Raw genomic sequence first — 24,232 nt, 5'->3', positions numbered from 1 at the left:
CAGGTCGAGCACCCCGTCACCGAGGAGGTCTCGGGGATCGACCTGGTGCGGGAGATGTTCCGGATCGCCGACGGCCAGGCCCTCGGCTACGACGACCCGCCCCTGCGGGGCCACTCCTTCGAGTTCCGCATCAACGGCGAGGACCCCGGCCGGAACTTCCTGCCCGCCCCCGGCACCGTCACCCTCTTCCAGCCGCCCAGCGGGCCGGGTGTGCGTCTGGATGCGGGGGTGGAGTCCGGCAGTGTCATCGGCCCCGCCTGGGACTCCCTGCTCGCCAAACTCATCGTCACCGGTGCGACCCGCGAGCAGGCCCTGCAACGCGCCGCCCGCGCACTCGGCGAGTTCACCGTCGAAGGAATGGCCACCGCACTCCCCTTCCACCGTGCGGTGGTCGTCGATCCGGCGTTCGCGCCGAAGGACGGCGGCCCGTTCCGTGTCCACACCCGCTGGATCGAGACCGAGTTCGACAACACCATCCCCCCGTTCACCCCCACCGGCACAGGCGACAGCGACGACGACGGGCACGAGGGGCAGCGCGAGACCGTCGTGGTGGAGGTCGGTGGGAAGCGTTTGGAGGTGTCGCTGCCGGCGCATCTGGGGATGACGCTGGCGCGTACGGGGCTTGCGGCGGGTGCCAAGCCCAAGCGGCGTACCGCGGCGCGTTCCACGGCGACGGTGTCGGGGGATGCGCTGGCCTCGCCGATGCAGGGCACGATCGTGAAGGTCGCGGTCGAGGAGAACCAGCAGGTCTCCGAGGGCGATCTGATCGTGGTCCTCGAGGCGATGAAGATGGAACAGCCCATCAACGCCCACCGCTCCGGCACCGTCATCGGCCTGAAAGCCGACGTCGGCTCCTCCGTCTCCTCCGGCGCCGTCATCTGCGAAATCAAGGACTGACGTCCAGGGCAGCGCAGGACCCGGGGAACACCCCGCAGGGCCGCCACGGCACGACGCCGCGGCGGCCCTGCGCCGTCCTGCGCCCGTCTCCGCCGAGGACGGGCGGCTCAGGCCGCGGGCGCCGCCATGACGCGCCGCCAGACCTCCGCGACGGTCGCCGCCGTACCGTCCCAGTCGGGGTCGGGCACGCACGCGGCCCGGTAGAAGGTGCGCTCGGTCATCCAGCACAGGGCCGCGGCGAGCGCGGCTGCGCCCTGCGGCCCGGTGGAGTCCGGCAGCCCCGCGCGCAGCAGCACTCGGGTCATCACGGCCGCGAACTCCTCCACGACCGCGGTCCACGCGGCGCCGATGTCGGGGTGGGCGAAGGCGTGGTCCACCGCTGCCCGCATGACCGTGCCGTGCTCCTGCCACACCCGCGCCACCGCGCGGGCGGCCCGCTCGGCCAGCTCCGCGGGCGGGGTGGCGGCGTCGTCCGCGGCGAGGTCCGCGCCCTGGCGTACGGCGGTCATGGTGCGGGCCACCAGAGCGGCCAGGACGTCCTGCTTGGAGCCGAAGTAGAAATAGACCGCGGCCCGGGAGATCCCGGCCCCCTTGGCGATGGCGTCGACCGTGACCTCCTCGAACGGCACGGCCGCCAGCAGCTCCTCGGCCGCGTCCAGGAGCGCCTGCTCCCGCCGGTCGCCCTTGCTCGGGGCCCCGCTCCGCCTGCTCACCGTGCCGGTCCTCTCCTCGTGCCGGGCGCTCTGCCGCGAGAATAGCCGCGGGGCCCTGTCAGCCGATGTGTCAGCCGATGCGGGCGCCGTCGGCGAAGTCGGTGGAGCGCGACAGCGGCTCCCAGGCACGGATGTCCTCGTCCACAGCGGCGCGGGCCGCGCCGATCAGCCGCAGGGCGTCCGAGCCGAGCACCAGGTGGGCGGGCGGGTTCGGTTCGGCGACGATGCGGAGCACCGCTTCGGCGGCCTTCTCCGGGTTGCCCAGCTGGTTGCCGCTGGCCTTGAGCCGCGCGGCGCGGATCGGGCCGAACAGCTCGTCGTAGTCGGCGATTGTGTGCGCGGCCCGGGTCATGGAGCGCCCGGCCCAGTCGGTGCGGAAGGAGCCCGGCTCGATCGCGGTGACGTGGATGCCGAACGGACGGACCTCCTTGCCGAGACTCTCCAGCATCCCCTCCAGCGCGAACTTGCTGGCGCAGTACGCCGACATGCCCGGTACGGCCATCAGCCCGCCCATCGACGTCACCGCCATGAGGTGGCCGCGGCGCCGCTCGCGCAGGAAGGGCAGGGCGGCCTGCAGGGTGGCGGCGGCCCCGAAGACGTTGGTGGCGAACTGCGCGCGCACCTCCGCCAGCGGGGTCTCCTCGAAGACGCCCTCCAGGCCGTACCCGGCGTTGACGATCACCACGTCGAGGGGGCCGGCTGCGGACTCGGCCTCGGCGACCACGGCGAAGACCGCGTCGTCGTCCGTGACATCCAGCAGCCGGCCGTGGGCGCGGCCGGGCGCCAGCTCCTCGAAGGCGGTCAGGTCGGCCTCGCGGCGGACGGTGCCGACCACGGTGTGACCGGCGTCCAGGGCGCCGCGGGCGAAGGCGCGACCGAGGCCGCTGCTCACGCCGGTGATCAGGAACGTGCTCATGGGTGCTCTCGCTTCCGGTCGCCGCCCGGTGCCGGCGCACCGGGCTGTCGACTACAAATTTACACGACGTCGATTTTTATCGTCATGGCGTCGAGAACGAGAACCCGAGGGGGTGGACGGTGCCGGTCACTCCTTGCGCAGGGCCGGGCGGGCCGGGGGCTTCAGGGAGAGCACCAGCAGGAAGCAGATGCCCACGAAGACGGCGGCCAGGGTGTAGGCGGAGGTGGCGCCGTGGATGAAGGCGTTGCCGTGGTGGGTGTGCCGCGAGACCGTGCCGAAGACGGTGACCAGGATCGACAGGCCGAGGCTGCCGCCGACCTGCTGCATCGTCTGGAGCAGCCCGGACGCGGAGCCCGCTTCCTTGGGGGCGACCCCGGACAGGATGAACGTGTTGAGCGGCATCATCGTCCAGCCCACGCCGAAGCCGATCAGGACCAGCGGGCCGAGGATGCCGGCCGCGTAGCCGTCGCTCGCGGTGAGCTGGGTGATCCACACGGTGCCGGCGAGGTTGAGCGGGACACCGATGCAGACCGTCGTCTTGGCGCCGAAGCGGCCGATCATCCGCGGCGCCAGCCGGGCCGCCACCAGCAGCGGGCCGGCCATCGGCAGGAAGGCGAAGCCAGTCTTGAGCGGGCTGAAGTGCAGGTAGTCCTGCAGGTACTGGGTGGAGAAGTAGAAGACGCCGAACATGCCGGCCGTCACCAGCAGCATCACGCAGTAGGCCAGCGCCCGGTTGCGGTTGCCGAACAGCGAGAGCAGCACCAGCGGGCGCTCCACCCGGACCTCGTTGATCAGGAAGGCGGCCAGCAGCGCGACGGCGACGGCGAACGCGGTCACGGCCTTGCCGTCACCCCAGCTGCTCTCGGCCACCCGGATGAAGCCGTAGACCAGGGAGGCGATGCCGATGGTGCCGGTGAGGGCGCCCGCGATGTCGAAGCGGCCGCCGCGGTGCCGCTGGGTCTCGCCGATGTAGCGGGGGGCGAGGGCCACGATGGCGGCGCCGACGGGGATGTTGATGAAGAAGACCCAGCGCCAGGAGCCCCAGTCGGTGAGCATGCCGCCCACCACCAGGCCGATCGCCGAACCGGCGCCGGAGACGGCCGAGAAGACGCTCAGGGCCCGGTTGCGCTCGGCGCCCTCGGTGAAGGAGGTGGCGATCAGGGCGAGCGTGCTGGGGGCGGCGAGCGCCGCCGCGGCGCCCTGGACGCCGCGGGCGATCAGCAGGCTGGTGGAGTCGTTGGCCAGGCCGCCGGCGACGGAGGCGAGGGTGAAGGCGGTGACGCCCCAGATCAGGGCGCTGCGCCGGCCTATCAGGTCGCCGATGCGGCTGCCCAGGAGGAGCAGGCCGCCGAAGGCGAGGGTGTAGACGTTGAGCACCCAGGACAGGCCGGTCGGCGAGAAGCCGAGGTGGACGCCGATGCCGGGCAGGGCGACGTTCACGACGGTGGCGTCGAGCAGGATCATCAGCTGGGTGCCGACGATGGCGCCGAGGACGAGGTAGGGGTGCCTGTGCGCCGGGGACGGCACCAGGTCGGTGGGGCGGGTCTGGTCCCGCGTGGTCTTCGTGGACATGCCGAATCAAGCCCCCAGCGGAGAGAAGGCAAACGGAGGTCTCCTCCGAATACTATATGGAGGCCGCCTCCGGAACTACCATCGTGTGCGACGGCAGGGGAGAGCAGGAGGCGCGAGGACATGCGGGCAGACGCTCAGCGCAACTACGACCGGCTGCTGGAGGAGGCCCGGCAGGCGTTCATCGTGCACGGCACGGATGTCGCGCTGGAGGACATCGCGCGGCACGCGGGGGTCGGCATCGGTACGCTCTACCGCCACTTCCCCGACCGCTACACGCTGATGAACGCGGTCTTCGAGCGGGAACTGGACGGCCTGACGGCGCGGGCGGAGGAGCTCGCGGAGCAGGAGGAGCCCGGGGCGGCCCTGGTGAAGTGGCTGGAGGCGGTGGCCCTCCACTCCGCCAGCTACCGCGGCCTGGCCGCGGCGATCACCGAGGGCAAGGACAGCCACATGCCCACCTGCAAGAAGGTGCTGCGCGGGGCCGGGGGTTCACTGCTCGCCCGCGCCCAGGAGGCGGGCCAGGTCCGCTCCGACATCATGATCGGGGACCTGCTCAAGCTGACGTACGCGGTCGTGTCGGTGGTGGAGCGCAACCCCGAGGAGAAGGGGCTCTACCGGCGGCTGATGTCGCTGGCGTTCTCCGGCCTCCGGGCGGAGTGAGGCCGCCCGCCGTCGCAGCCCCGGCCCCGTTCGTGGCCGCACGCCCACGGGCGCTCCCGCGTCCCCGGGATGCCGCACCCGCCCCGCGTACGCAGGGTGGGTGCGGCATCCCGGGGACGCGGGGAACCTGTTGTCCGCGTCAGAAGCCGGCCCGGCGGGCCGCGGCGACTTCGGGGACGGTGCCGCGCAACGCTCGGCGGGGGCCCGGCACTTCAGGGGCGCCGGAGGCGGCGCCCGGGACATGGGCGACGGTCACGTGGACGCCGCGGTCGGCCAGCGCCTGCACCTCGGCGGCGGCCCGTTCGTCCTCCGGCGCCGGCTCGTCGGTCACCAGGTGGGTGATCAGGTCCGTCGGCACCGTCTGGAACATCGTGTCAGTGCCGAGCTTGGTGTGGTCGGCGAGGACCACGACCTCGGCCGCGGCCTGCACCAGCGCCCGGTCGACGCTCGCGGAGAGCATGTTGGAAGTGGACAGGCCGCGTTCGGCGGTGAGCCCGGCGCCGGACAGGAAGGCCCGCGACACCCGCAGCCCCTGCAGGGACTGCTCCGCACCGCTGCCGACCAGCCCGTAGTTGGAGCCGCGCAGGGTGCCGCCGGTCATGACCACCTCGACCCGGTTGGCGTGCGCGAGCGCCTGCGCCACCAGCAGCGAGTTGGTCACGACGGTCAGCCCCGGCACCCGCGCCAGCCGCCGGGCCAGCTCCTGCGTGGTGGTGCCGGCGCCGACCACGACGGCCTCGCCCTCCTCGACCAGCCCGGCCGCGAGATCGGCGATGGCCGTCTTCTCCGCGGTCGCTAGATGGGACTTCTGCGGAAAGCCGGACTCCCTGGTGAAGCCGCCCGGCAGGACCGCTCCGCCGTGCCGGCGGTCCAGGAGTCCTTCGGCCTCCAGTGCCCGCACGTCCCGGCGCACGGTCACTTCGGAGGTCTGGACGACGCGGGCGAGCTCACGGAGCGACACAGCCCCGTTGGCCCGCACCATTTCGAGGATCAACTGACGACGTTCTGCAGCGAACACGGAACCGACAGTAACCCCAACGACCGGACACTTTCAGCGTTTTGCACCACATGATGGAAGTCATGCGCAAAACAGACCGTCACGTGCTATGTGCCGACCACATGTTCGCCCCGCCCGCACGGAGCGGTCAGGGGCGGGCGGCGGTCTTGCGGGTGTGGAGCTGGCGGGCCACCTCGGCGATCGAGCCCGACAGGGAGGGGTAGACCGTGAAGGCGTTGGCGATCTGCTCGACCGTCAGGCTGTTGTCCACCGCTATCGAGATCGGGTGGATGAGCTCGCTCGCCTTGGGGGCGACCACCACGCCGCCGACCACGATGCCCGTGCCCGGACGGCAGATCAGCTTCACGAAGCCGTCCCGGATGCCCTGCATCTTCGCCCGCGGGTTGCGCAGCAGCGGCAGCTTGAGGACGTTGGCCTCGATGCGGCCGGCATCGACGTCGGCCTGCGAGTAGCCGACCGTGGCGATCTCGGGGTCGGTGAAGACGTTCGCGGAGACAGTCTTGAGGTCCAGCGGGCCGACCGCGTCGCCGAGGAAGTGGTACATCGCGATCCGGCCCTGCATCGCGGCCACCGAGGCCAGCGCGAGGACTCCGGTGACGTCGCCCGCCGCGTACACGCCCGGCGCGCTGGTGCGCGAGACCCGGTCGGTCTTGACGTGCCCGGAGTCGGTCAGCTTCACGCCCGCCTCCGCCAGGCCCATGCCCGAGGTGTTCGGGATGGCGCCCACCGCGATCAGGCAGTGCGTGCCAGTGATCACGCGGCCGTCGGTGAGCGTGGCCTCCACCCGGTCGCCGATCCGCTTGACGGTCTGCGCCCGCGAGCGGGCCATCACGTTCATCCCGCGGCGCCGGAAGACGTCCTCCAGCACGGCGGCCGCGTCCGGGTCCTCGCCGGGCAGCACCCGGTCACGCGAGGAGACCAGGGTGACGTGCGAGCCCAGCGCCTGGTAGGCACCGGCGAACTCCGCGCCGGTGACGCCGGAGCCGACGACGATCAGCTCCTCGGGCAACTCCTCCAGGTCGTAGACCTGCGTCCAGTTCAGGATGCGCTCGCCGTCCGGCAGCGCGTCGGGCAGCTCGCGCGGCCGCGCGCCCGTGGCGATCAGCACCGCGTCGGCGGTGAGCCGCTCGGTGCCGCCGTCGGCGCCCTCGACCACCACGCAGCGCTCGCCCTCGGCGGTCTGGCAGCCCTCGAACCGGCCGCGCCCGCGCAGCACCCGCACCCCGGCCCGGGTCACGGAGGCGGCGATGTCGTTCGACTGGGCGAGCGCGAGCTTCTTCACCCGGCGGTTGACCCGCCCGAGGTCCACCCCGACCACCCGCCCGGCCTCCAGGGCGTCCTGCCCCGGGGCCCGGCCGCCGGCCACGGTGATGCCCAGCTCCTCGTGCGACGACTCGAAGGTCGTCATCACCTCGGCGGTGGCGATCAGGGTCTTGGACGGCACACAGTCGGTCAGCACCGAGGCCCCGCCCAGGCCGTCGGTGTCCACGACGGTCACCTCCGCGCCGAGCTGCGCCGCAACGAGCGCCGCTTCGTAGCCGCCGGGTCCGCCACCGATGATCACGATCCGAGTCACATACCCCATTGTCCCGCACGCGCCAAGTGCTCGCCGCCAGGGGTCCCGACGCGGCTCTGCTCCCCACGCCGGGGCGCACCCGCTCACGTACTCTCGTGCCATGTCGCTCTACGCCGCCTACGGAAGCAACCTCGACACGCGGCTGATGACGCGCCGCGCACCGCACTCCCCGCTGCGCGGCACGGGCTGGCTGGACGGCTGGCGGCTCACCTTCGGCGGCGAGCAGATGGGCTGGGAGGGCGCGCTGGCCACGATCGTGGAGGCGCCGGGCAGCCAGGTCTTCGTCGGCCTCTACGACATCGCCCCGGTGGACGAGGAGTCGCTCGACCGCTGGGAGGGGCTGCCGCTCGGCATCTACCGCCGCACGACGGTCCGCGTCCACACCCTGGACGGGGACGTCGCCGCCTGGCTCTACGTCCTCAACGACTACGAGGGCGGCCTGCCTTCGGCCCGCTACCTGGGCGAACTCGCCGACGCGGCGGAGTCGGCCGGCGCCCCGTACGACTACGTCATGGAACTCCGCAAACGCCCCTGCTGAGCAGTCGGGGGTGCGGCATCCCGCCGTGGGGGTTCCTGATCTCGTCGCCGACTGCCGCACCGATCGGGCCTGTCGCGCGGTTCCTCCCCCAGAGCCACGCCTGGGGGTACCCCCAGCGCCCCTGAGGTGATGCACCTCGCCCTTCGCGCGAACGGCGAGCCCTATGGGGGCGCGGGGAACTGTGCGGGAAGAGGCCACCGGGGCGGCACCGGGCCCCGTAAAGGAACCCCCGCGGCGGGAAGCCGCACCCCAGCGGCCCAGGGGAGCGTCTACGCGCGTAGGCCGACACACGTTAGGCTCAGCCGCGTGAACGCTTCCGTAGACCCCGATCCCTACGCCGCGGCCGACGCCGCCGCCGCCCGCCTGCGCGAGCACACCGGCGCCGACGCCCACGACGTAGCCCTGGTCATGGGCTCGGGCTGGGTGCCCGCGGCCGACGAGCTCGGCGCCCCCGACCACGAGCTCCCGATCACCGACCTGCCCGGTTTCCCGGCCCCCGCGGTGGCCGGCCACGCCGGCCGCCTCCGCTCGGTGCGGGTCGGCGGCGTCCGCGCGCTGGTCTTCCTCGGCCGCACGCACCTGTACGAGGGCCACGGCGTGGCCAGCGTCGTGCACGGGGTCCGCACCGCGGTGGCCGCGGGCTGCAAGACGGTGGTGCTCACCAACGGCTGCGGCGGTCTGCGCCCCGGCTTCCGCCCGGGTCAGCCCGTGCTGATCAGCGACCACATCAACATGACGGCGACCTCGCCGCTGGTCGGCCCCCGGTTCGTGGACCTGACCGACCTGTACTCGCCGCGGCTTCGCGCCCTGTGCCACGAGGTGGACGCCTCCCTGGAGGAGGGCGTCTACGTGCAGCTGCCCGGCCCGCACTACGAGACGCCGGCCGAGATCGGCATGGTCCGCGCCATAGGCGGCGACCTGGTCGGCATGTCCACCGCGCTGGAGGCGATCGCCGCCCGCGAGGCCGGGGCCGAGGTGCTCGGCATCTCCCTGGTCACCAACCTGGCGGCGGGCATGACCGGTGCCCCGCTGAACCACGAGGAAGTGCTGGAGGCCGGCCGGGTCTCGGCCGCGCGGATGGGCGCCCTGCTCCGGCAGGTCCTCGGGCGGCTGTAACGCCGCGGCACCGGGAAGATTGCCGTAGGGCACCCGAATGGCGGCAGCACGGGGGACGGGCTTTCGGCCGGGCGGCAGCGGCCGGTACGGGGAAGCGGCGGCGGGCGGCAGCGGGTGGGGGCAGGCACGGCCGGACACCGGCGGACGAAGGCGGACGAGGGACGAGGGACGAGGGACGAGATGGAGCACGGCGTGGACGACGCGAACGACGCAAACGGTCCGGGCGGCACCGGCGCCCTGCCCGCGGACCTGCGCGAGGCCGTGGCGGACTGGATCGGCCAGGACCCCGACCCGGTGACCCGCTCCGAGCTGGCGGAGCTGCTGGCCGCTGCCGAGCAGGGCAAGGAGGAGGCCGCGGCCGACCTGGCCGCGCGCTTCTCCGGGACGCTGGAGTTCGGTACCGCGGGGCTGCGCGGCGCGATGGGTGGCGGGCCGACGCGGATGAACCGCGCGGTCGTCATCCGCGCGGCCGCGGGCCTCGCGGCCTACCTGCGCGAGCGCGGCGGCGGCCTGGTCGTCGTCGGGTACGACGCGCGGCACATGTCGCGGCAGTTCGCGCTGGACACCGCGGCCGTGGCGGTCGGCGCGGGGCTGCGGGCCGCGCTGCTGCCGGGGCCGCTGCCGACGCCCGTGCTGGCGTTCGCGATCAGGCACCTGGGCGCGGCGGCCGGCGTGATGGTCACCGCGAGCCACAACCCGCCGCAGGACAACGGGTACAAGGTCTACCTCGGTGACGGCTCGCAGATCGTGCCGCCCGCCGACGCGGAGATCGCCGGACGGATCGCCGCCGTCGGCGACCTGGCGCGGGTGCCGCGGCCGGAGAGCGGCTGGCAGGTGCTCGGCGACGACGTCCTCGCGGCCTATCTGGAGCGGGCGGTGGGCGTCGTCGCGCCCGGCGGCCCGCGCGAGGTGTCGGCGGTCTACACCCCGCTGCACGGCGTGGGCCGCGACACCCTGCTGGCCGCGTTCGCCGGGGCCGGCTTCCCGGCGCCGGCCGTCGTCCCCGAACAGGCCGAGCCGGACCCGGACTTCCCCACCGTCGCCTTCCCCAACCCGGAGGAGCCGGGGGCGATGGACCTGGCGGTCCGTACCGCCGCGGAGGTGCGCCCCGACCTGGTGATCGCCAACGACCCCGACGCCGACCGCTGCGCCGTCGCCGTGCCCGACACCGCCGCGGAGTCCGGCTGGCGGATGCTGCGCGGTGACGAACTCGGCGCGCTGCTGGCCGCGCACCTCGTACGGACCGGGGCCGCCGTGCCCGGGCGGGACACCTTCGCGGCGAGCATCGTCTCCTCCTCGCTGCTCTCGCGGATCGCCGCGGCGGCGGGACTCGGCTACGCCGACACGCTCACCGGCTTCAAGTGGATCTCCCGCGTCGAGGGGCTGCGCTACGGGTACGAGGAGGCGCTCGGCTACTGCGTGGACCCCGCGGGCGTCCGCGACAAGGACGGCATCACCGCGGCGCTGCTCGTCGCCGAACTCGCGGCGGCGCTGCGCAGCGAGGGCGGTTCACTGGCCGGGCTGCTCGACGAGATCGCGCTCGCGCACGGGCTGCACGCGACCGACCAGCTCAGTGTGCGGGTCGCCGATCTGTCGCTGATCGGCGCCGCGATGGCGCGGCTGCGGGCTCGTCCGCCGGCGTCCCTCGCCGGCCTCACTGTCCGCTCCGCGGAGGACCTCGCCGCCGGGGCGGCGGGGCTGCCGCCCACCGACGGGTTGCGCTACCGCCTGGCCGGGCCCGGCGTCACCTCCGCGCGGGTCGTCGTCCGGCCGAGCGGTACGGAGCCGAAGCTCAAGTGCTACCTGGAGGTCGTGCTCGCGGTGCCCGAAGCGGCGGGGCTCCCCGCCGCCCGCGAGCGTGCCGCCGCGCTCCTCGCGGACCTCAAGTCGGCCTTCTCGCTGGCCGCTGGGCTCTGAGGGTCCCCCCCCCCCGGCCCCCCGCGAACGGCTCCCCGCAAGGGGTTCCGGGCGGCTCTCCGTGAACGGCTCCCCGCCGCAGGGGTTCCGGGCGGCTCTCCGTGAACGGCTCCATGCCGTAGGGGTTCCGGGCGCTCCCGCCCCCAGGCCGGAGTGTGGCTGTGGGGGTGCCGCCAGCGCCCGCAAGGAGCGGCAGCCCGTCTGCCCCTGCCCCGCCATTCCCGGCCGCCGGCCGGTGGCCTGCTGCGGGGGTGCCCCCTCTGGGGGAGCAGTTCCCCACGCCCGCAAGAGGCGGCAGCCCGTCTGCCCCCGCCTCGCCGTTCCCGGCCGCCGGCCGGTGGCCTGCTGCGGGGGTGCCCCCTCTGGGGGAGCAGTTCCCCACGCCCGCAAGAGGCGGCAGCCCGTCTGCCCCCGCCCTGCCGTTCCCGACCGCCGGCCGGTGGCCTGCTTTGGGGGTGGCCCCTCTGGGGGAGCAGTTCCCCGCGCCCCTGTACGGCTTGCCCCTCCTGCGCAAAGCGAGCCCCGTACAACCCAGGGGCGCTGGGGGCACCCCCAGGCGAGGCTCTGGGGGGAGGAACTGCGCGACCAGCCAAGAGCCGGGCTGCGGGCGAGTACGCGAAGAACCTCCTACGGGGGGTTGCCGCTTCTTGGAGGTGCGGGAACTGCTCCCCTGGAGAGGGCACCCCCACAGCCAGGGGGCCCGGCTGCAAGCGGGAACGCGAGGAACCCCCTACGGGGGGTTGCCGTTTCTTGCGGGCGCTGGGGGTAGCCCCAGGCGAGGCTCTGGGGAGGAAGTGCCCGACCGGCTCCTGGCGGGCCGCACACCGCAGCGGCAGGGAACCCCTTCGACGGGGAGCCGTACCCCCGACCGCTCCAGCGGATGGGTTCATGGACAATCGGGACCTATGACGAGCCCGAAGCACGAACCCCCGCCCCCCGCCGGAGGCCCCGGCGGCGGGTACGCCGACCGCGCGTACCGCTCCGCCGCCGGAATCAGCGGCGGCGTCCTGCTCCTGGCCCTCGCCGGCTGGCTCGGCGGCGACGCCGTCGCCCGCGGCACCGGCAGCACCCCGTGGCTCGCCCTGGCCGGCCTGCTTTTGGCCGTACCGCTGATCATCGCCTTCACGATCCGCCCGGCCGTCTTCGCCAACGACGAGCAGATCCGGGTGCGCAACCCGTTCCGTACGATCACGCTCCCCTGGAGCGGAGTGGACGCGGTGCGCGCCTCGTACTCCACCGAGCTGATGGCGGGCGACCGCAAATTCCAGCTCTGGGCGATCCCCGTCTCGCTGCGGGCCCGCAAGCGCGCGGCCCGGCAGACCGCCCGCGCCCAGGCCGGCAGCAGCAGGCGCGACCCCTTCGCCCCGCCGGCCCCGCGCCGCCGCCCGGGCTCCGACCCGGACGGCACGATCCGCGCCTACTCCGACCAGGCCCTGGCCGAACTCCGCGAGCTGTGCGACAAGCACGAGGTCGATCCCGAGTCCCGCCCCGCCCCCGCGATCCGCTGGGCCTACGAGGTGATCGCCCCCGCGGCGGCGGGCGCAGTCGTCCTGATCATCCTCTTCTCCCTCCGCTGACGTTCCGCTTGAGCGGGCGAGGTTCCGGCCCCCGCCGCAGGGGTCCCGTCCCGCTCCCGACCGCAGGCCGCCGGTGGGTTGCTCGCCCAGTCCCTCCCCCAGAACTTCGCCTGGGAGTCCCCCCAGCGCCCCCAAGGGACGGCAACCCGCCGCAGGAGCTTGTCCGCGTCCCCGGCCGCAGCCCGGCAGCGTGCTGTGGGGTGTGCCCCTTCCGGGATGAGCAGTTCCCGCGCCTCCAAGAAACGACAACCCGCCGTAGGAGTTTCTCCGCCTCCTCGGCTGCAGCCCGGCAGCGGGCTGTGGGGTGACCCCCTCCAGGATGAGCAATTCCCCGCACCCCCAGGAGCGGCTCTCCCCCGCAGGAGCTTTTCCGCGTTCCCGGCCGCAGGCCCGTGCTGGCTGGTCGCGCAGTACCTCCCCCAGAGCCTCGCCTGGGGGTACCCCCAGCGCTCCTGGGTTGTACGGGGCTCGCTTTGCGCGCGAAGGGCAAGCTGTACAGGGGCGCGGGGACTGCTCCCCCAGAGGGGGCACCCCCAGAAGAGGCCACCGCCCTTGCGACGGCAATACACCCCGTCGGGCAAACGCGGACCCGTAGGGGCGCGGGGAACTGCGCGCTCAGCTGGCCACCGGCCTGCGGCCGGGAACGGCAGGGCGCGGCAGACGCGTAGCCGGGTGGGCTGGCGGGCCTGCGGCCGGGCGCGGGGCGGAATCCCGTACGGCTGGAGCCGTACCTCGCCAGCCACCCGGGAGGGGCCAGCGCGCGCCGTACCTCGCCACCGGCCCGAAAGGGCACCGCGAAACCCCGTACGGCGGGAGCCGTACCCCCGCCGGCCACCCCGGAGGGGCGCGCGCCGTACCTCGCCACCGGCCCGAAGGGGCACCGCGAAACCCCGTACGGCGGGCGCCGTACCTCGCCAGCCACCCTGGAGGGGCCAGCGCGCGCCGTACCCCCGCCTGCCACCCCGGAGGGGGTAGCCGGGGAGCTACACGCGTAGATATGGTGGACTCGTGAGCATGTCCCCTATAGCGCCCCCCGGCAAGGCAGCCGCCGCCCAGGCCCAAGCGAGCCCCGCGAAGGGCAGGAACAAGGGCCCCCGAGCCATGGGAACCGCCGAGCAGACAGCAGAAGGCACCGCGCGCGCCGGCGGCGCCCCGGCACTGGGCGAGGGAGCCGTCCCCGCGTACGCCCCCGAAGCAGCCCAGCGGCTGAGCGCTTTGGCCGATGTGACCGCCGGCGACAGCGCGCTGCGCCGCTTCCTGCACGGGCTGCCCGGAGTGGACGCGGTCGGGCTGGAGGCCCGGGCGGCCGCGCTGGGGACCCGTTCGATCAAGACGACCGCGAAGGCGTACGCCCTGGACCTGGCGATCTCCATGATCGACCTGACCACGCTGGAGGGCGCCGACACCCCCGGCAAGGTCCGCGCCCTGTGCGCGAAGGGCGTGCACCCGGACCCGGGCGACCGCACCACCCCGAAGGTCGCCGCGATCTGCGTGTACGGCGACATGGTCGGCACCGCGAAGGCGGCGCTGGCGGCGGCCGGTGACACGGACGTGCACGTCGCCGCGGTGGCGACGGCGTTCCCCTCCGGCCGCGCCGCCCGCAGCGTGAAGCTCGCGGACACCGCCGAGGCGGTGTCCGCCGGCGCCGACGAGATCGACATGGTCATCGACCGCGGTGCCTTCCTCGCCGGGCGGTACATGGACGTCTTCGAGGAGATCCGCGCCGTGAAGGCGGCGTGCGCGCGCCCCGACGGCACCGCCGCCCACCTGAAGGTGATCTTCGAGAACGGCGAGCTGTCCACGTACGACAACATCCGCCGCGCCTCGTGGCTGGCGATGCTCGCCGGCGCGGACTTCATCAAGACCTCCACCGGCAAGGTCGCCGTGAACGCGACCCCGCCGAACACCCTGCTGATGCTGGAGGCGGTGCGCGACTTCCGCCGTACCGTCGGCGTCCAGGTCGGCGTGAAGCCGGCCGGCGGCATCCGCACCGCGAAGGACGCGATCAAGTACCTGGTGCTGGTCAACGAGACCGCCGGCGGCGACTGGCTCTCCCCGCAGTGGTTCCGCTTCGGCGCCTCCAGCCTGCTCAACGACCTGCTGATGCAGCGCCACAAGCTCAGCACCGGCCGGTACTCCGGCCCCGACTACGTGACGGTGGACTGATCGCCATGCCGGACCGGATGTTCGAGTACGCGCCCGCGCCCGAGTCGCGCGCGATCGTCGACCTCGCCCCCTCCTACGGGCTGTTCATCGACGGGGAGTTCGCCGAGGCCGCCGACGGGCGGGTGTTCAAGTCGGTGTCCCCCGCCACCGAGGAGGTGCTCGCCGAGGTGGCCCGGGCCGGCGCGGCGGACGTGGACCGCGCGGTCGCCGCCGCCCGCCGGGCGTTCGAGACGTGGTCGGCGCTGCCGGGCGCCGAGCGCGCCAAGTACCTCTTCCGCATCGCCCGCATCCTGCAGGAGCGCTCGCGGGAGCTGGCCGTGCTGGAGTCGCTGGACAACGGCAAGCCGATCCGCGAGACCCGCGACGTCGACCTCCCGCTGGTGGCCGCGCACTTCTTCTACTACGCCGGCTGGGCCGACAAGCTCGCGCACGCGGGCCTGGGCCCGCACCCGCGGCCGTTGGGCGTGGCCGGCCAGGTCATCCCGTGGAACTTCCCGCTGCTGATGCTCGCCTGGAAGATCGCCCCGGCGCTGGCCGCGGGCAACACGGTGGTGCTCAAGCCCGCCGAGACGACCCCGCTGACCGCGCTGTTCTTCGCCGATGTGTGCCGCCAGGCGGGCCTGCCCCGCGGGGTGGTCAACATCCTGCCCGGGTACGGCGACGCGGGCGCGGCGCTGGTCGCGCACGAGGGCGTGGACAAGGTCGCCTTCACCGGCAGCACCGAGGTCGGCAAGGCCATCGCCCGCTCGGTGGCCGGCACCCGCAAGAAGGTGACGCTGGAGCTGGGCGGCAAGGCGGCCAACATCGTCTTCGACGACGCCCCGATCGACCAGGCGGTCGAGGGGATCGTCAACGGGATCTTCTTCAACCAGGGCCATGTGTGCTGCGCCGGCTCGCGCCTGCTGGTGCAGGAGTCGGTGCAGGAGGAGCTGCTGGACGCGCTCAAGCGGCGGATGGCCACGCTGCGGGTCGGCGACCCGCTGGACAAGAACACCGACGTCGGCGCCATCAACTCCGCCGAGCAGCTGGCCCGGATCACCGAACTCGCCGCCGCCGGCGACGCGGAGGGCGCCGAGCGCTGGTCGGCGCCGTGCGAACTGCCCAGCTCCGGCTACTGGTTCGCGCCCACCCTGTTCACCGGCGTGACGCAGGCGCACCGGATCGCCCGGGAGGAGATCTTCGGCCCGGTGCTCTCCGTCCTCACCTTCCGCACCCCGGCCGAGGCGGTGGAGAAGGCGAACAACACCCCGTACGGGCTGTCGGCGGGCATCTGGTCGGAGAAGGGCTCGCGCATCCTGGCGGTGGCGGACAAGCTGCGGGCCGGGGTGGTGTGGGCCAACACGTTCAACAAGTTCGACCCGACCTCGCCGTTCGGCGGCTACAAGGAGTCCGGCTACGGCCGGGAAGGCGGCCGGCACGGCCTGGAGGCGTACCTCGATGTCTGACGCACGTGACGCACGCGAGACGCGGCTGGGCGTCTTCAAGACCTACAAGCTGTACGTCGGGGGGAAGTTCCCCCGCTCCGAGAGCGGCCGGGTGTACGAGGTGGCGGACGCCAAGGGCGCGGGCAAGGACGGCGCCAAGGACGGGAGCTGGCTGGCGAACGCGCCGCTCGCCTCGCGCAAGGACGCGCGGGACGCGGTGGTCGCCGCCCGCAAGGCGGTGCCCGGCTGGTCGGGCGCGACCGCGTACAACCGCGGGCAGGTGCTGTACCGCGTCGCGGAGATGCTGGAGGGGCGGCGCGAGCAGTTCGCCCGCGAAGTGGCCGACGCGGAGGGGCTGTCGAAGTCCAAGGCGGCGGCCGCGGTGGACGCGGCGGTGGACCGCTGGGTCTGGTACGCGGGCTGGACGGACAAGATCGCGCAGGTGGCCGGCGGGGCGAACCCGGTGGCCGGGCCCTACTTCAACTTCTCGACACCCGAGCCGACCGGTGTGGTCGCGGTGCTGGCGCCGCAGGACTCCGCGTTGCTCGGCCTGGTCTCGGTGCTGGCCCCGGTGATCGCCACGGGCAACACCGCAGTCGTGGTCGCGTCCGAGCGGGCGCCGCTGCCGGCGCTCTCGCTGGGCGAGGTGCTGGCCACCTCCGACGTGCCCGGCGGCGTGGTCAACATCCTCTCCGGCCGCACCGCCGAGATCGCCACCCCGCTCGCCGCCCACCAGGACGTCAACGCGATCGACCTCACCGGGGCGTCCCCGGAGCTGGCCGCGGCCCTCGAGGAAGCCGCGGCGGACAACCTCAAACGCGTCCGCCGCCCCTCCCCCACCCCCGAGGACTGGACCGCCGACCCGGGCACGTCCCGCCTCCTGACCTGGCTGGAGACGAAGACGGTCTGGCACCCGATGGGTGTGTGAACGCTGAGGACAACAGCTTCAGTCGGTCGCTTTGGGGTGGCCGGTACCCGCATAGGTGATCCATGCGATGCGTCGTTCATCGTCGATGAGGTACCAGATGCGCCCGGGCCGCCGTCACTTCGTACTGCCAGCGCTCCATCTCCTGCCCTTTGAACGTGCCCGATGCAAGCGCGCCTTTGAGCCGGTGATGGCGCTCCGTGTGCCCCTCACCCCTTGGGACGGCCCGAATACGATCGAAGGCCCGCCGGAGATTGGCCGCAGCTTGTTGGGAGAGTTGCTCCCACCCGACAGCGGCTTCGGCGTTCGCAAAGCGGAGGTCGTACTCCCCGGTGAGCGGCGGTGGGGCGGCGCGGTCGCCACGCTTCGGACTCACGCGTCAGAACCCGGGGCGGGGACGGGGCCGAAGTCTCCGTCGGGCTCGCGCACGAGGAGAGCGTGGAGGGCCGGATCGGCGTGGACCTCGGCTGTGTGCCGCCATTGGGTCAGGAGAAGCGCTATGGGTGCGAGATTGTCCAGGGCCACCGCGCCCTGGACCGTCGCCACCAACTCGGCCAAGAGCGTGTCCACGTCGTCATCCGGCAGGAAAGTGGCCCAGGGCAGGGCGTCGGGGAGCGCCTGGCGGAGCGCCAGGGAGTTCCCCGAGCGCACCAGCCCTGCCATCAGCCGTGCGGAGAAATCCACCACCACGGCGTCCTGCTCCAGTTGCGCCACGCTCATCAGGGCCAGGTCCTCGGCGTCCCGGCGCCGCAGCCGCAGCGCCCGCACTGCCGCAAGCCGACCTGCGGTGGCAGCGGGATGATGCAGCAGTTCACTGAAGGGCACATCCTCGTAGGCAGAGGTCATATTATCCACACTACCTCGGATGTCTGCCTCGCGATCCTCTCCCGCATCCCGGTCGCCAAGCACGACCCAAGGCCGGCAGCCGGCTCTGAGGGGCCGTGCCTCCGGGGTCAGTGCGGGAGGAGGGCGGTCACGGGGCCCGTCAGGGGGAGGGTGCCCAGGGAGCCGCCGGTGGTGAGGGGGGCGGTGAGGTCCGTGGTGGAGACCGGCTGGAAGTCGGCGACCTGGGAGCCGATGCCATTGGTCAGCGGGTCGACGGGGGTGTTGCTCAGCGGGTCGATCGTCAGGTCGCGCACCGGGGCGATGGAGTCGGCGAGCGCGCCGGTGACCGACTGGGTGGGCAGCATCGAGGTGAGGCCCGCGGTGGGCAGCGCGTCGGTGGCGCTCTGCGTCGGCAGCGGCTCCGCGGCGACGGCAGCGGCGGCGGGGACAATGGCAGCCGCGGCGGCGGCCGCGGTGAGGGTGAGGGCGGTGCGCAGGGAGGGCATGGCGTTCCTGTCGTGACCTGTCGGCGATCTTGTCACTGAGTGTAACGCAGCGGGTGCGCCAGGTAGTTCCCCGACCGCGGGGCATCCCCCGGACGAGGTGTGCGGGAGAATGGTTGTCCGTGAGTTCATCCATCGCCCGTGTGGTGTTGCTGGCCGGGCCCTCCGGCTCCGGCAAGTCCTCCCTCGCCGCGCGTACGGGGCTGCCCGTGCTCGCGCTCGACGACTTCTACAAGGACGGCACCGACCCGACGCTGCCGCGGCTGGGCGCCGGTACCGCGACCGACTGGGACGACCCGCGCTCCTGGCACGCCGAGGCCGCGGTCGAGGCGATCCGCGAGCTGTGCGCAACGGGTACGGCGGCCACGCCCGTCTACGACATCTCCGCCAGCGCCGTCACCGGTCGCACCCGGCTCGACCTCGGGGGCTCACCGCTCTTCGTCGCCGAGGGCATCTTCGCGGCGGAGATCGTCCGGCGGTGCGGCGAACTCGGCCTGCTCGCCGACGCGATCTGCCTGCGTGGCCGGCCGGCCACGACCGCGCGGCGCCGCTTCGTCCGCGATCTGCGCGAGGGACGCAAGTCGGTGCCTTTCCTTCTGCGCCGCGGTTACCACCTCATGCGCGCCGAGCGCTCCATCGTGGCCCAGCACACCGCTCTCGGCTGCGCCCCTTGCGACCAGCCCGAAGCGCTGTTGCGCATCCGCGCAGCGGGGGTGCGGCTTCCCGCCGCGGGGGTTCCCGTCCCGTCGCCGGGTGCCACCCGGTAGGCGCTTCGCGGGGTACCCCCGCACCCTTGAGAAACGGCATCCCGCCGTAGGGGCTTCTCCGCGTTCCCGGCTACAGCCCGGCAATGGGCTTGTCGCGCAGTTCCCCGCGCCCCTCAGGTGATACCCCTCGCCCTGCACCCCAAAAGGCAAGCCTTTCAGGGGCGCGGGGAACGGCTCCCCCAGAGGGGGCACCCCCAGAAGAGGCCACCGGCCTTGCGACGGCATCGGACCCCGTCGGGCAGACGCGTATCCGAAGGGGCGCTGGGGGTACCTCCCAGGCGAAGTTCTGGGGGAGGAACTGCGCGCGCAACCGGTCACCGGTCGGCTGTCGGCGACGAGACGGGAACCCTGACGGCGAGAAGCCGCCCCGTCACGCGACAAGTTCGCCGAACGCGTCCTCGCTGTCGCGGCCGAAGCTCAGCGCCTCGTCCTCGCGCATCCGCCGCAGCGAGCGCCAGATGCTGCTCTTGACCGTGCCGACGCTGATCCCGAGGATGTCGGCGATCTCGGGGTCGGTGCGGCCCTCGTAGTAGCGCAGCACCAGCATCGTCCGCTGCTGCTCGGGCAGCCGGGCGAGCGCCTGCCACAGCACGGCCCGCAGCTCGGTGCCGCCCATCTCGTCCGTGTCGCCGACCGTCTCGGGCAGCTCCTCGGTCGGGTACTCGTTGAGCTTGCGCCGCCGCCAGGCGCTGATGTGCAGGTTGGTCATGGTGCGCCGCAGGTAGCCCCCGACCGCCGCCTTGTCGCTGATCCGGTCCCACGCGCGGTACGTGGAGAACAGCGCGCTCTGCAACAGGTCCTCGGCCGCGAACCGGTCCCCGGTCAGGTGGTAGGCGGTCGCGTAGAGCGAGGCCCGCCGCTCCTGGACGTACGCGGTGAACGCGGCCTCCGCCTCGGCGGAAGCCGGCCGCTGCGCCGAAGTGCGCTCCTCGGCCGCCTCCGCGGCCTGCGCCCCGCCGGTTTCGACGGTCTCGACGGGTGCTATGTGCACCGGCCGGGTCCTGCGCTCCGAGGTGCGGCCGGCGCCGCGGACGTACCCCCGTCCGCCCCCGGCGCCGGACATCTCGGCGGCCCGCAGGCCGGGGTGCGTGTGCGCGACGTGCGCTGCGGTGGTGGTGCTGCTCTGCAGTGCGTTCATCTTCGCGCCCCCATGGGTGGAACTGCCGCCTGGCCCCCGGCGTCACTACCGGTGTGGCAGTGCGCTCTTCATTTCGATGGGCACAAGACTGCCGGGCCAGTTTCATGGCGCTGTCTGTCGAGTGTCACAAGCCCGTCACAGAGCCCGGGGCCCGTCGATCCCCCTGGAAGGCGGCGGCCGGTCCCTGCTGCGGCACCCCCGGCAGGGACGCGTACGAGCACCCGCACCGCCCGTCCCGACCGGCACCCACGCCCCGCCGTGCACCCCGTGCTCTCCCCGTGCTTCAACCCTCCGGCACCGGTAGGCAACAATGGCGCCCGTGCCTTTCCTGTTGCTGATCGAGGACGACGACGCCATCCGCACCGGTCTCGAACTCGGCCTGTCCCGCCAGGGCCACCGCGTGGTGGCCGCCGCAACCGGCGAGGACGGGCTGAAGCTGCTCAAGGAGCAGCGTCCTGACCTGATCGTGCTGGACGTGATGCTGCCCGGGATCGACGGCTTCGAGGTGTGCCGGCGGATCCGGCGCACCGACCAGCTGCCGATCATCCTGCTGACCGCGCGCAGCGACGACATCGACGTGGTGGTGGGTCTGGAGTCCGGGGCCGACGACTACGTGATCAAGCCGGTGCAGCCGCGCGTGCTGGACGCCCGTATCCGCGCCGTGCTGCGCCGCGGCGAGCGGGACAGCACCGATTCGGCGGCCTTCGGCTCGATCGTGATCGACCGCAGCGCGATGACCGTCACCAAGGACGGCCAGGACCTGCAGCTCACCCCGACCGAGCTGCGGCTGCTGCTGGAGCTGAGCCGCCGGCCCGGCCAGGCGCTCTCCCGCCAGCAGTTGCTGCGGCTGGTGTGGGAGCACGACTACCTGGGCGACTCCCGCCTGGTGGACGCGTGCGTGCAGCGGCTGCGGGCCAAGATCGAGGACGTCCCCTCGTCCCCGACGCTGATCCGCACCGTCCGGGGCGTCGGCTACCGCCTGGACACTCCTCAGTGAAACGTGAGCACGGCGGCGCGTTCGGCTTCCTGCGCTGGACGAGCCTGAGACTGCGGCTCATAGCCGTCTTCGCCCTGGTGGCACTGACCGCCGCCGTGTCGGTGTCGGGGATCGCGTACTGGCTGAACCGGGACGCGGTGCTCACCAGGGCGCAGAACAGCGCGCTGGACGACTTCCGCGACTCCCTTGAACGCAACGCCGCCTCGCTGCCGGTACGGCCCGCCTGCCGGTCGCTGGAGACCGCCGCCAGCCGGATCGGCAGCCCGGACACCTACCAGGTGCTGCTCACCGACAGCACGCCGGAGGGCCCCTGCACGGTCACCTCCGACCGCGACTCCTTCTCGCTGGACGACGTGCCGGCCTCTCTGCGCCGCGCCGTCAACACCCGGCACACCTCCGACGACAACCGCTACCACCTGCACTGGGAGCGGATCTCGCTGCAGGGCCACCCCTACCTGGTGGCCGGCGCGCGGATCAACGGCGGCGGCCCGACCGGCTACATGCTCAAGTCGCTGGACGCCGAGCGCAAGGACCTCAACTCGCTGGCCTGGTCCCTCGGCATCGCCACCCTGCTCGCCCTGATCGGCGCCGCCCTGCTGGCGCAGGCCGCGGGTTCCGCGGTGCTGCGGCCGGTGCGGCGGCTGGGCGAGGCCGCCAAGCGGCTCGGCGAGGGCCACCTGAACACCCGCCTGAAGGTGTCGGGCACCGACGAACTCGCCGAGATGTCCCGGACCTTCAACAACGCGGCCGAGCAGCTGGAGAACCGGGTCGAGGAGCTGCGGGCGCGCGAGGCCGCCAGCCGCCGCTTCGTCGCCGACATGTCGCACGAGCTGCGCACCCCGCTGACCGCGATCACCGCGGTGACCGATGTGCTGGAGGACGAGGCGGAGGCGCTCGACCCGATGATCGCCCCCGCGGTGCGGCTCGTGGTCAGCGAGACCCGGCGGCTCAACGAGCTGGTGGAGACCCTGATGGAGGTCACCCGCTTCGACGCCGGCACCGCCAAGCTGCGGGTGGACGAGGTCGACGTCGCCGACATGATCACGGCCTGCATGGACGCGCGGGCCTGGCTGGACTCGGTCGAACTCGACGCCCCCCGCGGGGTACTGGCCACGATCGACCCGCGCCGGCTGGACGTGATCATGGCCAATCTGATCGGCAACGCGCTCAAGCACGGCGGGTCCCCGGTGCGGGTGACGCTGCGCCGGGAGGGCGGCGCGGACGGCGAGATCGTCATCAGCGTCTCCGACCGCGGTCCCGGCATCCCGGAGGAGGTGCTGCCGCACGTCTTCGACCGCTTCTACAAGGCGGACGCCTCCCGGGCCCGCTCCGAGGGCAGCGGCCTGGGCCTGTCCATCGCGCTGGAGAACGCGCACATCCACGGCGGCGACATCTCCGCCGCCAACGGCCCCGAGGGCGGGGCCCTGTTCACGCTGCGGCTGCCGGTGCGGCCGCGGACCGAGCAGGGCGCCTCGGGCGCGACCCGGGCGGACAGCGCCGCCCCGGGCGGCAACGGCACCACGGGGGGACGGCGATGAGGGCGCGGCTGCGCGGGTACGGGTACGGGCTGGCCGCCGCGGGGATGCTGGCGCCGCTGCTGGCCGGCTGCGGCATCCGCACCACCTCGGTGCCGGTGGACGCGGGCCCGGCGCCCTCGCGGGTGTCCTGCACGGCGCCCAAGGCCCCGGCGAACTCCGAGCCGGACGCGGTGACGCGGCAGGTGTTCCTGGTGTGCAGCATGCAGGTGGCCCCGGTGAGCCGCAGCATGGTGCTGCGGGACGCGCGGATCGACTGGTTCACCCGGGTCAGCGAGCTGGTCGCCCAGCTCCAGGCGAGCCCGATGACGGACGAGGGCAGGGCCGGCTTCTCCACGGCGGTCCCCTCCGACCTGCGGGTCACCGGTGCCCGGGCGGGCGACCCCCGCGACGCCCTGCGCCTCAACGAGGCTCCCGACGCCCTGCCGCCCTTCGCCCTGGGCCAGCTGGTCTGCACCCTGACCGCGGACCCGGTGGTCTCCCCCGACCAGCAGGTCGTCATCGGCGGCCCCGCCAAGAACGACGGCCTGCGCGTCTACTCCTGCACCTCGGACCTGCGCACCGGAGCCGACGACGCGGGCACCCCGCTCTGAGCCCGCCGGCGGCCCACGGGGTGCCGGCTCCCCGCCGCGGGGTCCCGCGCGTCCCCGTTACGACAGGGAGCGGCCGAAGCCCGCGGCGAGCGGCATGCGCAGGCCCAGCGGGGGCGGCGCCGCGAGCGCGTCGGCGACCGGGCGGGAGTAGGGGCGCTCCAGGAGGGCGCCCAGCAGGAAGTCCGCGGTGAGCGCGAACACCTCCGCCCGGTGCTGGTGCAGGCCGTGCCCGTCGGAGTGCACCTCGAACCTGCACACCTCCCGGTTGACCTTCTTCGCCCGCTCGGCAAGCCCGTAGGAGAGTTCGGGATCGGTCGCCCCGTCGTCCGTGCCGTGCACGATCAGCACGCTGCGCCCGTTGAGCTGCTTGACCGGCTCGGGCTCCGGCCCCTCCGGCAGCCAGGGCGCGAGCGCGACGACGGCCCCGACCGCGGGGTGCCCGGCCGCGTGCAGCGCGGCCCGCGCGCCCATGTCGAGCCCGACCAGTCCCACCGGCACGTCCCCGTACCGCCGTACCGCCTCGCCGACGGCCCACTCGGCGTCCTCCGCGGGGTGCGCGTGCCCTCCGTTCCAGCCGCGGAAGCGGTAGTGGACGACGTGCGCGGCCACACCGTCGGCCGCGCCGGCGCGCACCAGGTACCGGGCCAGCGGCCACATGACGGCCGCGGCCATGGGCGATCGCCGCCGGGTGCTGAGCGCGTCCCCGCCGGGGAGGGCGAGCACCACCGCGCGTACCGTCGGCCCGGCGTCGTGCTCGCGCTGCCGGGGCACGAACGCGCGCCCCGGCGCCACCGGACGCCCGAGCCGCGCGCCACGTGCCGGTAATGCTTGCGAAGCCATGGCGCAACGATCGCAGACA

At 73.4% G+C, this 24,232-nt stretch carries 22 protein-coding genes; 13 read left to right on the top strand and 9 right to left on the bottom strand.

From position 1 onward, the window contains the following. On the top strand, window positions 1–897 hold an 897-nt coding region (locus tag BLR33_RS21875), incomplete at its 5' end, for a biotin/lipoyl-containing protein (protein ID WP_143031732.1). 107 nt (window positions 898–1,004) lie between these two features. Here the strand turns inward: BLR33_RS21875 and BLR33_RS21870 are convergent. The 3 genes from BLR33_RS21870 to BLR33_RS21860 all read right to left on the bottom strand — a co-directional run bounded on the left by BLR33_RS21870 (window position 1,005) and on the right by BLR33_RS21860 (window position 4,098). Next, entirely contained in the window at window positions 1,005–1,610 is a 606-nt protein-coding gene (locus BLR33_RS21870; RefSeq protein WP_093786240.1) for a TetR/AcrR family transcriptional regulator, read from the bottom strand. A 70-nt stretch (window positions 1,611–1,680) separates the two neighbouring features. After that, window positions 1,681–2,526 (bottom strand): oxidoreductase, encoded by an 846-nt coding sequence (locus BLR33_RS21865; protein ID WP_093786239.1) that lies wholly within the window; start codon window positions 2,524–2,526, stop codon window positions 1,681–1,683. A gap of 126 nt (window positions 2,527–2,652) precedes the next feature. After that, window positions 2,653–4,098 (bottom strand): MFS transporter, encoded by a 1,446-nt coding sequence (locus BLR33_RS21860; protein WP_093786238.1) that lies wholly within the window; start codon window positions 4,096–4,098, stop codon window positions 2,653–2,655. 120 nt (window positions 4,099–4,218) lie between these two features. Here BLR33_RS21860 and BLR33_RS21855 point away from each other — a divergent pair, with 120 nt between their 5' ends. Further along, entirely contained in the window at window positions 4,219–4,758 is a 540-nt protein-coding gene (locus tag BLR33_RS21855; RefSeq protein WP_093786237.1) for a TetR/AcrR family transcriptional regulator, read from the top strand. A 139-nt stretch (window positions 4,759–4,897) separates the two neighbouring features. On the opposite strand, the gene BLR33_RS21850 is transcribed toward BLR33_RS21855, so the two are convergent. Beyond that, window positions 4,898–5,776, bottom strand: coding sequence for a DeoR/GlpR family DNA-binding transcription regulator (locus BLR33_RS21850; protein ID WP_093786236.1), 879 nt, complete (start codon window positions 5,774–5,776; stop codon window positions 4,898–4,900). Between the two features lie 127 nt (window positions 5,777–5,903). After that, window positions 5,904–7,361 (bottom strand): NAD(P)H-quinone dehydrogenase, encoded by a 1,458-nt coding sequence (locus tag BLR33_RS21845; protein ID WP_093786235.1) that lies wholly within the window; start codon window positions 7,359–7,361, stop codon window positions 5,904–5,906. A 91-nt stretch (window positions 7,362–7,452) separates the two neighbouring features. On the opposite strand from BLR33_RS21845, the gene BLR33_RS21840 reads away from it, so the two are divergent. The 7 genes from BLR33_RS21840 to BLR33_RS21810 all read left to right on the top strand — a co-directional run bounded on the left by BLR33_RS21840 (window position 7,453) and on the right by BLR33_RS21810 (window position 17,018). Next, window positions 7,453–7,890, top strand: a complete 438-nt coding sequence (locus BLR33_RS21840) for a gamma-glutamylcyclotransferase (protein ID WP_093786234.1) — start codon at window positions 7,453–7,455, stop codon at window positions 7,888–7,890. Window positions 7,891–8,196: 306 nt separating this feature from the next. Beyond that, window positions 8,197–9,006, top strand: a complete 810-nt coding sequence (locus BLR33_RS21835; protein WP_093786233.1) for a purine-nucleoside phosphorylase — start codon at window positions 8,197–8,199, stop codon at window positions 9,004–9,006. Between the two features lie 180 nt (window positions 9,007–9,186). Next, window positions 9,187–10,923: a phospho-sugar mutase gene (locus tag BLR33_RS21830; RefSeq protein WP_093786232.1), complete on the top strand. Its 1,737-nt coding sequence runs from the start codon at window positions 9,187–9,189 to the stop codon at window positions 10,921–10,923. Between the two features lie 905 nt (window positions 10,924–11,828). Beyond that, complete coding sequence (locus tag BLR33_RS21825; protein WP_093786231.1) at window positions 11,829–12,500, top strand: PH domain-containing protein; 672 nt, start codon at window positions 11,829–11,831, stop codon at window positions 12,498–12,500. A gap of 1,215 nt (window positions 12,501–13,715) precedes the next feature. Further along, window positions 13,716–14,666: a deoxyribose-phosphate aldolase gene (deoC, locus tag BLR33_RS21820; protein WP_245771576.1), complete on the top strand. Its 951-nt coding sequence runs from the start codon at window positions 13,716–13,718 to the stop codon at window positions 14,664–14,666. 5 nt (window positions 14,667–14,671) lie between these two features. After that, on the top strand, window positions 14,672–16,111 hold the full coding sequence (locus BLR33_RS21815; RefSeq protein WP_093786229.1) for an aldehyde dehydrogenase family protein: 1,440 nt from the start codon (window positions 14,672–14,674) through the stop codon (window positions 16,109–16,111). After that, window positions 16,104–17,018: an aldehyde dehydrogenase family protein gene (locus tag BLR33_RS21810; RefSeq protein WP_093786228.1), complete on the top strand. Its 915-nt coding sequence runs from the start codon at window positions 16,104–16,106 to the stop codon at window positions 17,016–17,018. Before BLR33_RS21815 ends, BLR33_RS21810 begins: the two co-directional genes overlap by 8 nt. Window positions 17,019–17,387: 369 nt before the next feature. Here BLR33_RS21810 and BLR33_RS21800 read toward each other — a convergent pair whose 3' ends face one another. Both BLR33_RS21800 and BLR33_RS21795 read right to left on the bottom strand, forming a co-directional pair. Further along, window positions 17,388–17,861: a hypothetical protein gene (locus tag BLR33_RS21800; RefSeq protein WP_093786227.1), complete on the bottom strand. Its 474-nt coding sequence runs from the start codon at window positions 17,859–17,861 to the stop codon at window positions 17,388–17,390. Between the two features lie 107 nt (window positions 17,862–17,968). After that, entirely contained in the window at window positions 17,969–18,346 is a 378-nt protein-coding gene (locus BLR33_RS21795; protein WP_093786226.1) for a hypothetical protein, read from the bottom strand. Between the two features lie 119 nt (window positions 18,347–18,465). Between BLR33_RS21795 and BLR33_RS21790 the strand changes: the two genes are divergently transcribed. Next, a complete protein-coding gene (locus BLR33_RS21790; protein WP_245771563.1) occupies window positions 18,466–19,110 on the top strand; it encodes a uridine kinase family protein in 645 nt (214 codons plus the stop codon). A gap of 370 nt (window positions 19,111–19,480) precedes the next feature. Here the strand turns inward: BLR33_RS21790 and BLR33_RS21785 are convergent, their stop codons facing one another. Continuing rightward, complete coding sequence (locus BLR33_RS21785; protein ID WP_093786224.1) at window positions 19,481–20,248, bottom strand: SigE family RNA polymerase sigma factor; 768 nt, start codon at window positions 20,246–20,248, stop codon at window positions 19,481–19,483. A 319-nt stretch (window positions 20,249–20,567) separates the two neighbouring features. Between BLR33_RS21785 and BLR33_RS21780 the strand changes: the two genes are divergently transcribed. The 3 genes from BLR33_RS21780 to BLR33_RS21770 are packed head-to-tail and all read left to right on the top strand — an operon-like array spanning window position 20,568 to window position 23,373. Then, complete coding sequence (locus BLR33_RS21780; protein ID WP_103886769.1) at window positions 20,568–21,245, top strand: response regulator transcription factor; 678 nt, start codon at window positions 20,568–20,570, stop codon at window positions 21,243–21,245. Then, window positions 21,242–22,783: a sensor histidine kinase gene (locus BLR33_RS21775; RefSeq protein ID WP_245771562.1), complete on the top strand. Its 1,542-nt coding sequence runs from the start codon at window positions 21,242–21,244 to the stop codon at window positions 22,781–22,783. The genes BLR33_RS21780 and BLR33_RS21775 overlap by 4 nt, the downstream gene beginning before the upstream one ends. Beyond that, on the top strand, window positions 22,780–23,373 hold the full coding sequence (locus BLR33_RS21770) for a hypothetical protein (RefSeq protein WP_093786221.1): 594 nt from the start codon (window positions 22,780–22,782) through the stop codon (window positions 23,371–23,373). The genes BLR33_RS21775 and BLR33_RS21770 overlap by 4 nt, the downstream gene beginning before the upstream one ends. Window positions 23,374–23,430: 57 nt before the next feature. Here BLR33_RS21770 and BLR33_RS21765 read toward each other — a convergent pair whose 3' ends face one another. Next, a complete protein-coding gene (locus tag BLR33_RS21765) occupies window positions 23,431–24,213 on the bottom strand; it encodes an alpha/beta fold hydrolase (RefSeq protein ID WP_093786220.1) in 783 nt (260 codons plus the stop codon). Window positions 24,214–24,232 lie beyond the last annotated feature (19 nt).

The organism is Actinacidiphila guanduensis (assembly GCF_900103985.1).
Taxonomy (GTDB): Bacteria; Actinomycetota; Actinomycetes; order Streptomycetales; family Streptomycetaceae; genus Actinacidiphila; species Actinacidiphila guanduensis.
The sequence above is the reverse complement of the archived record's forward strand: the minus strand, read 5'-3'. Positions and strand labels throughout refer to the sequence as shown.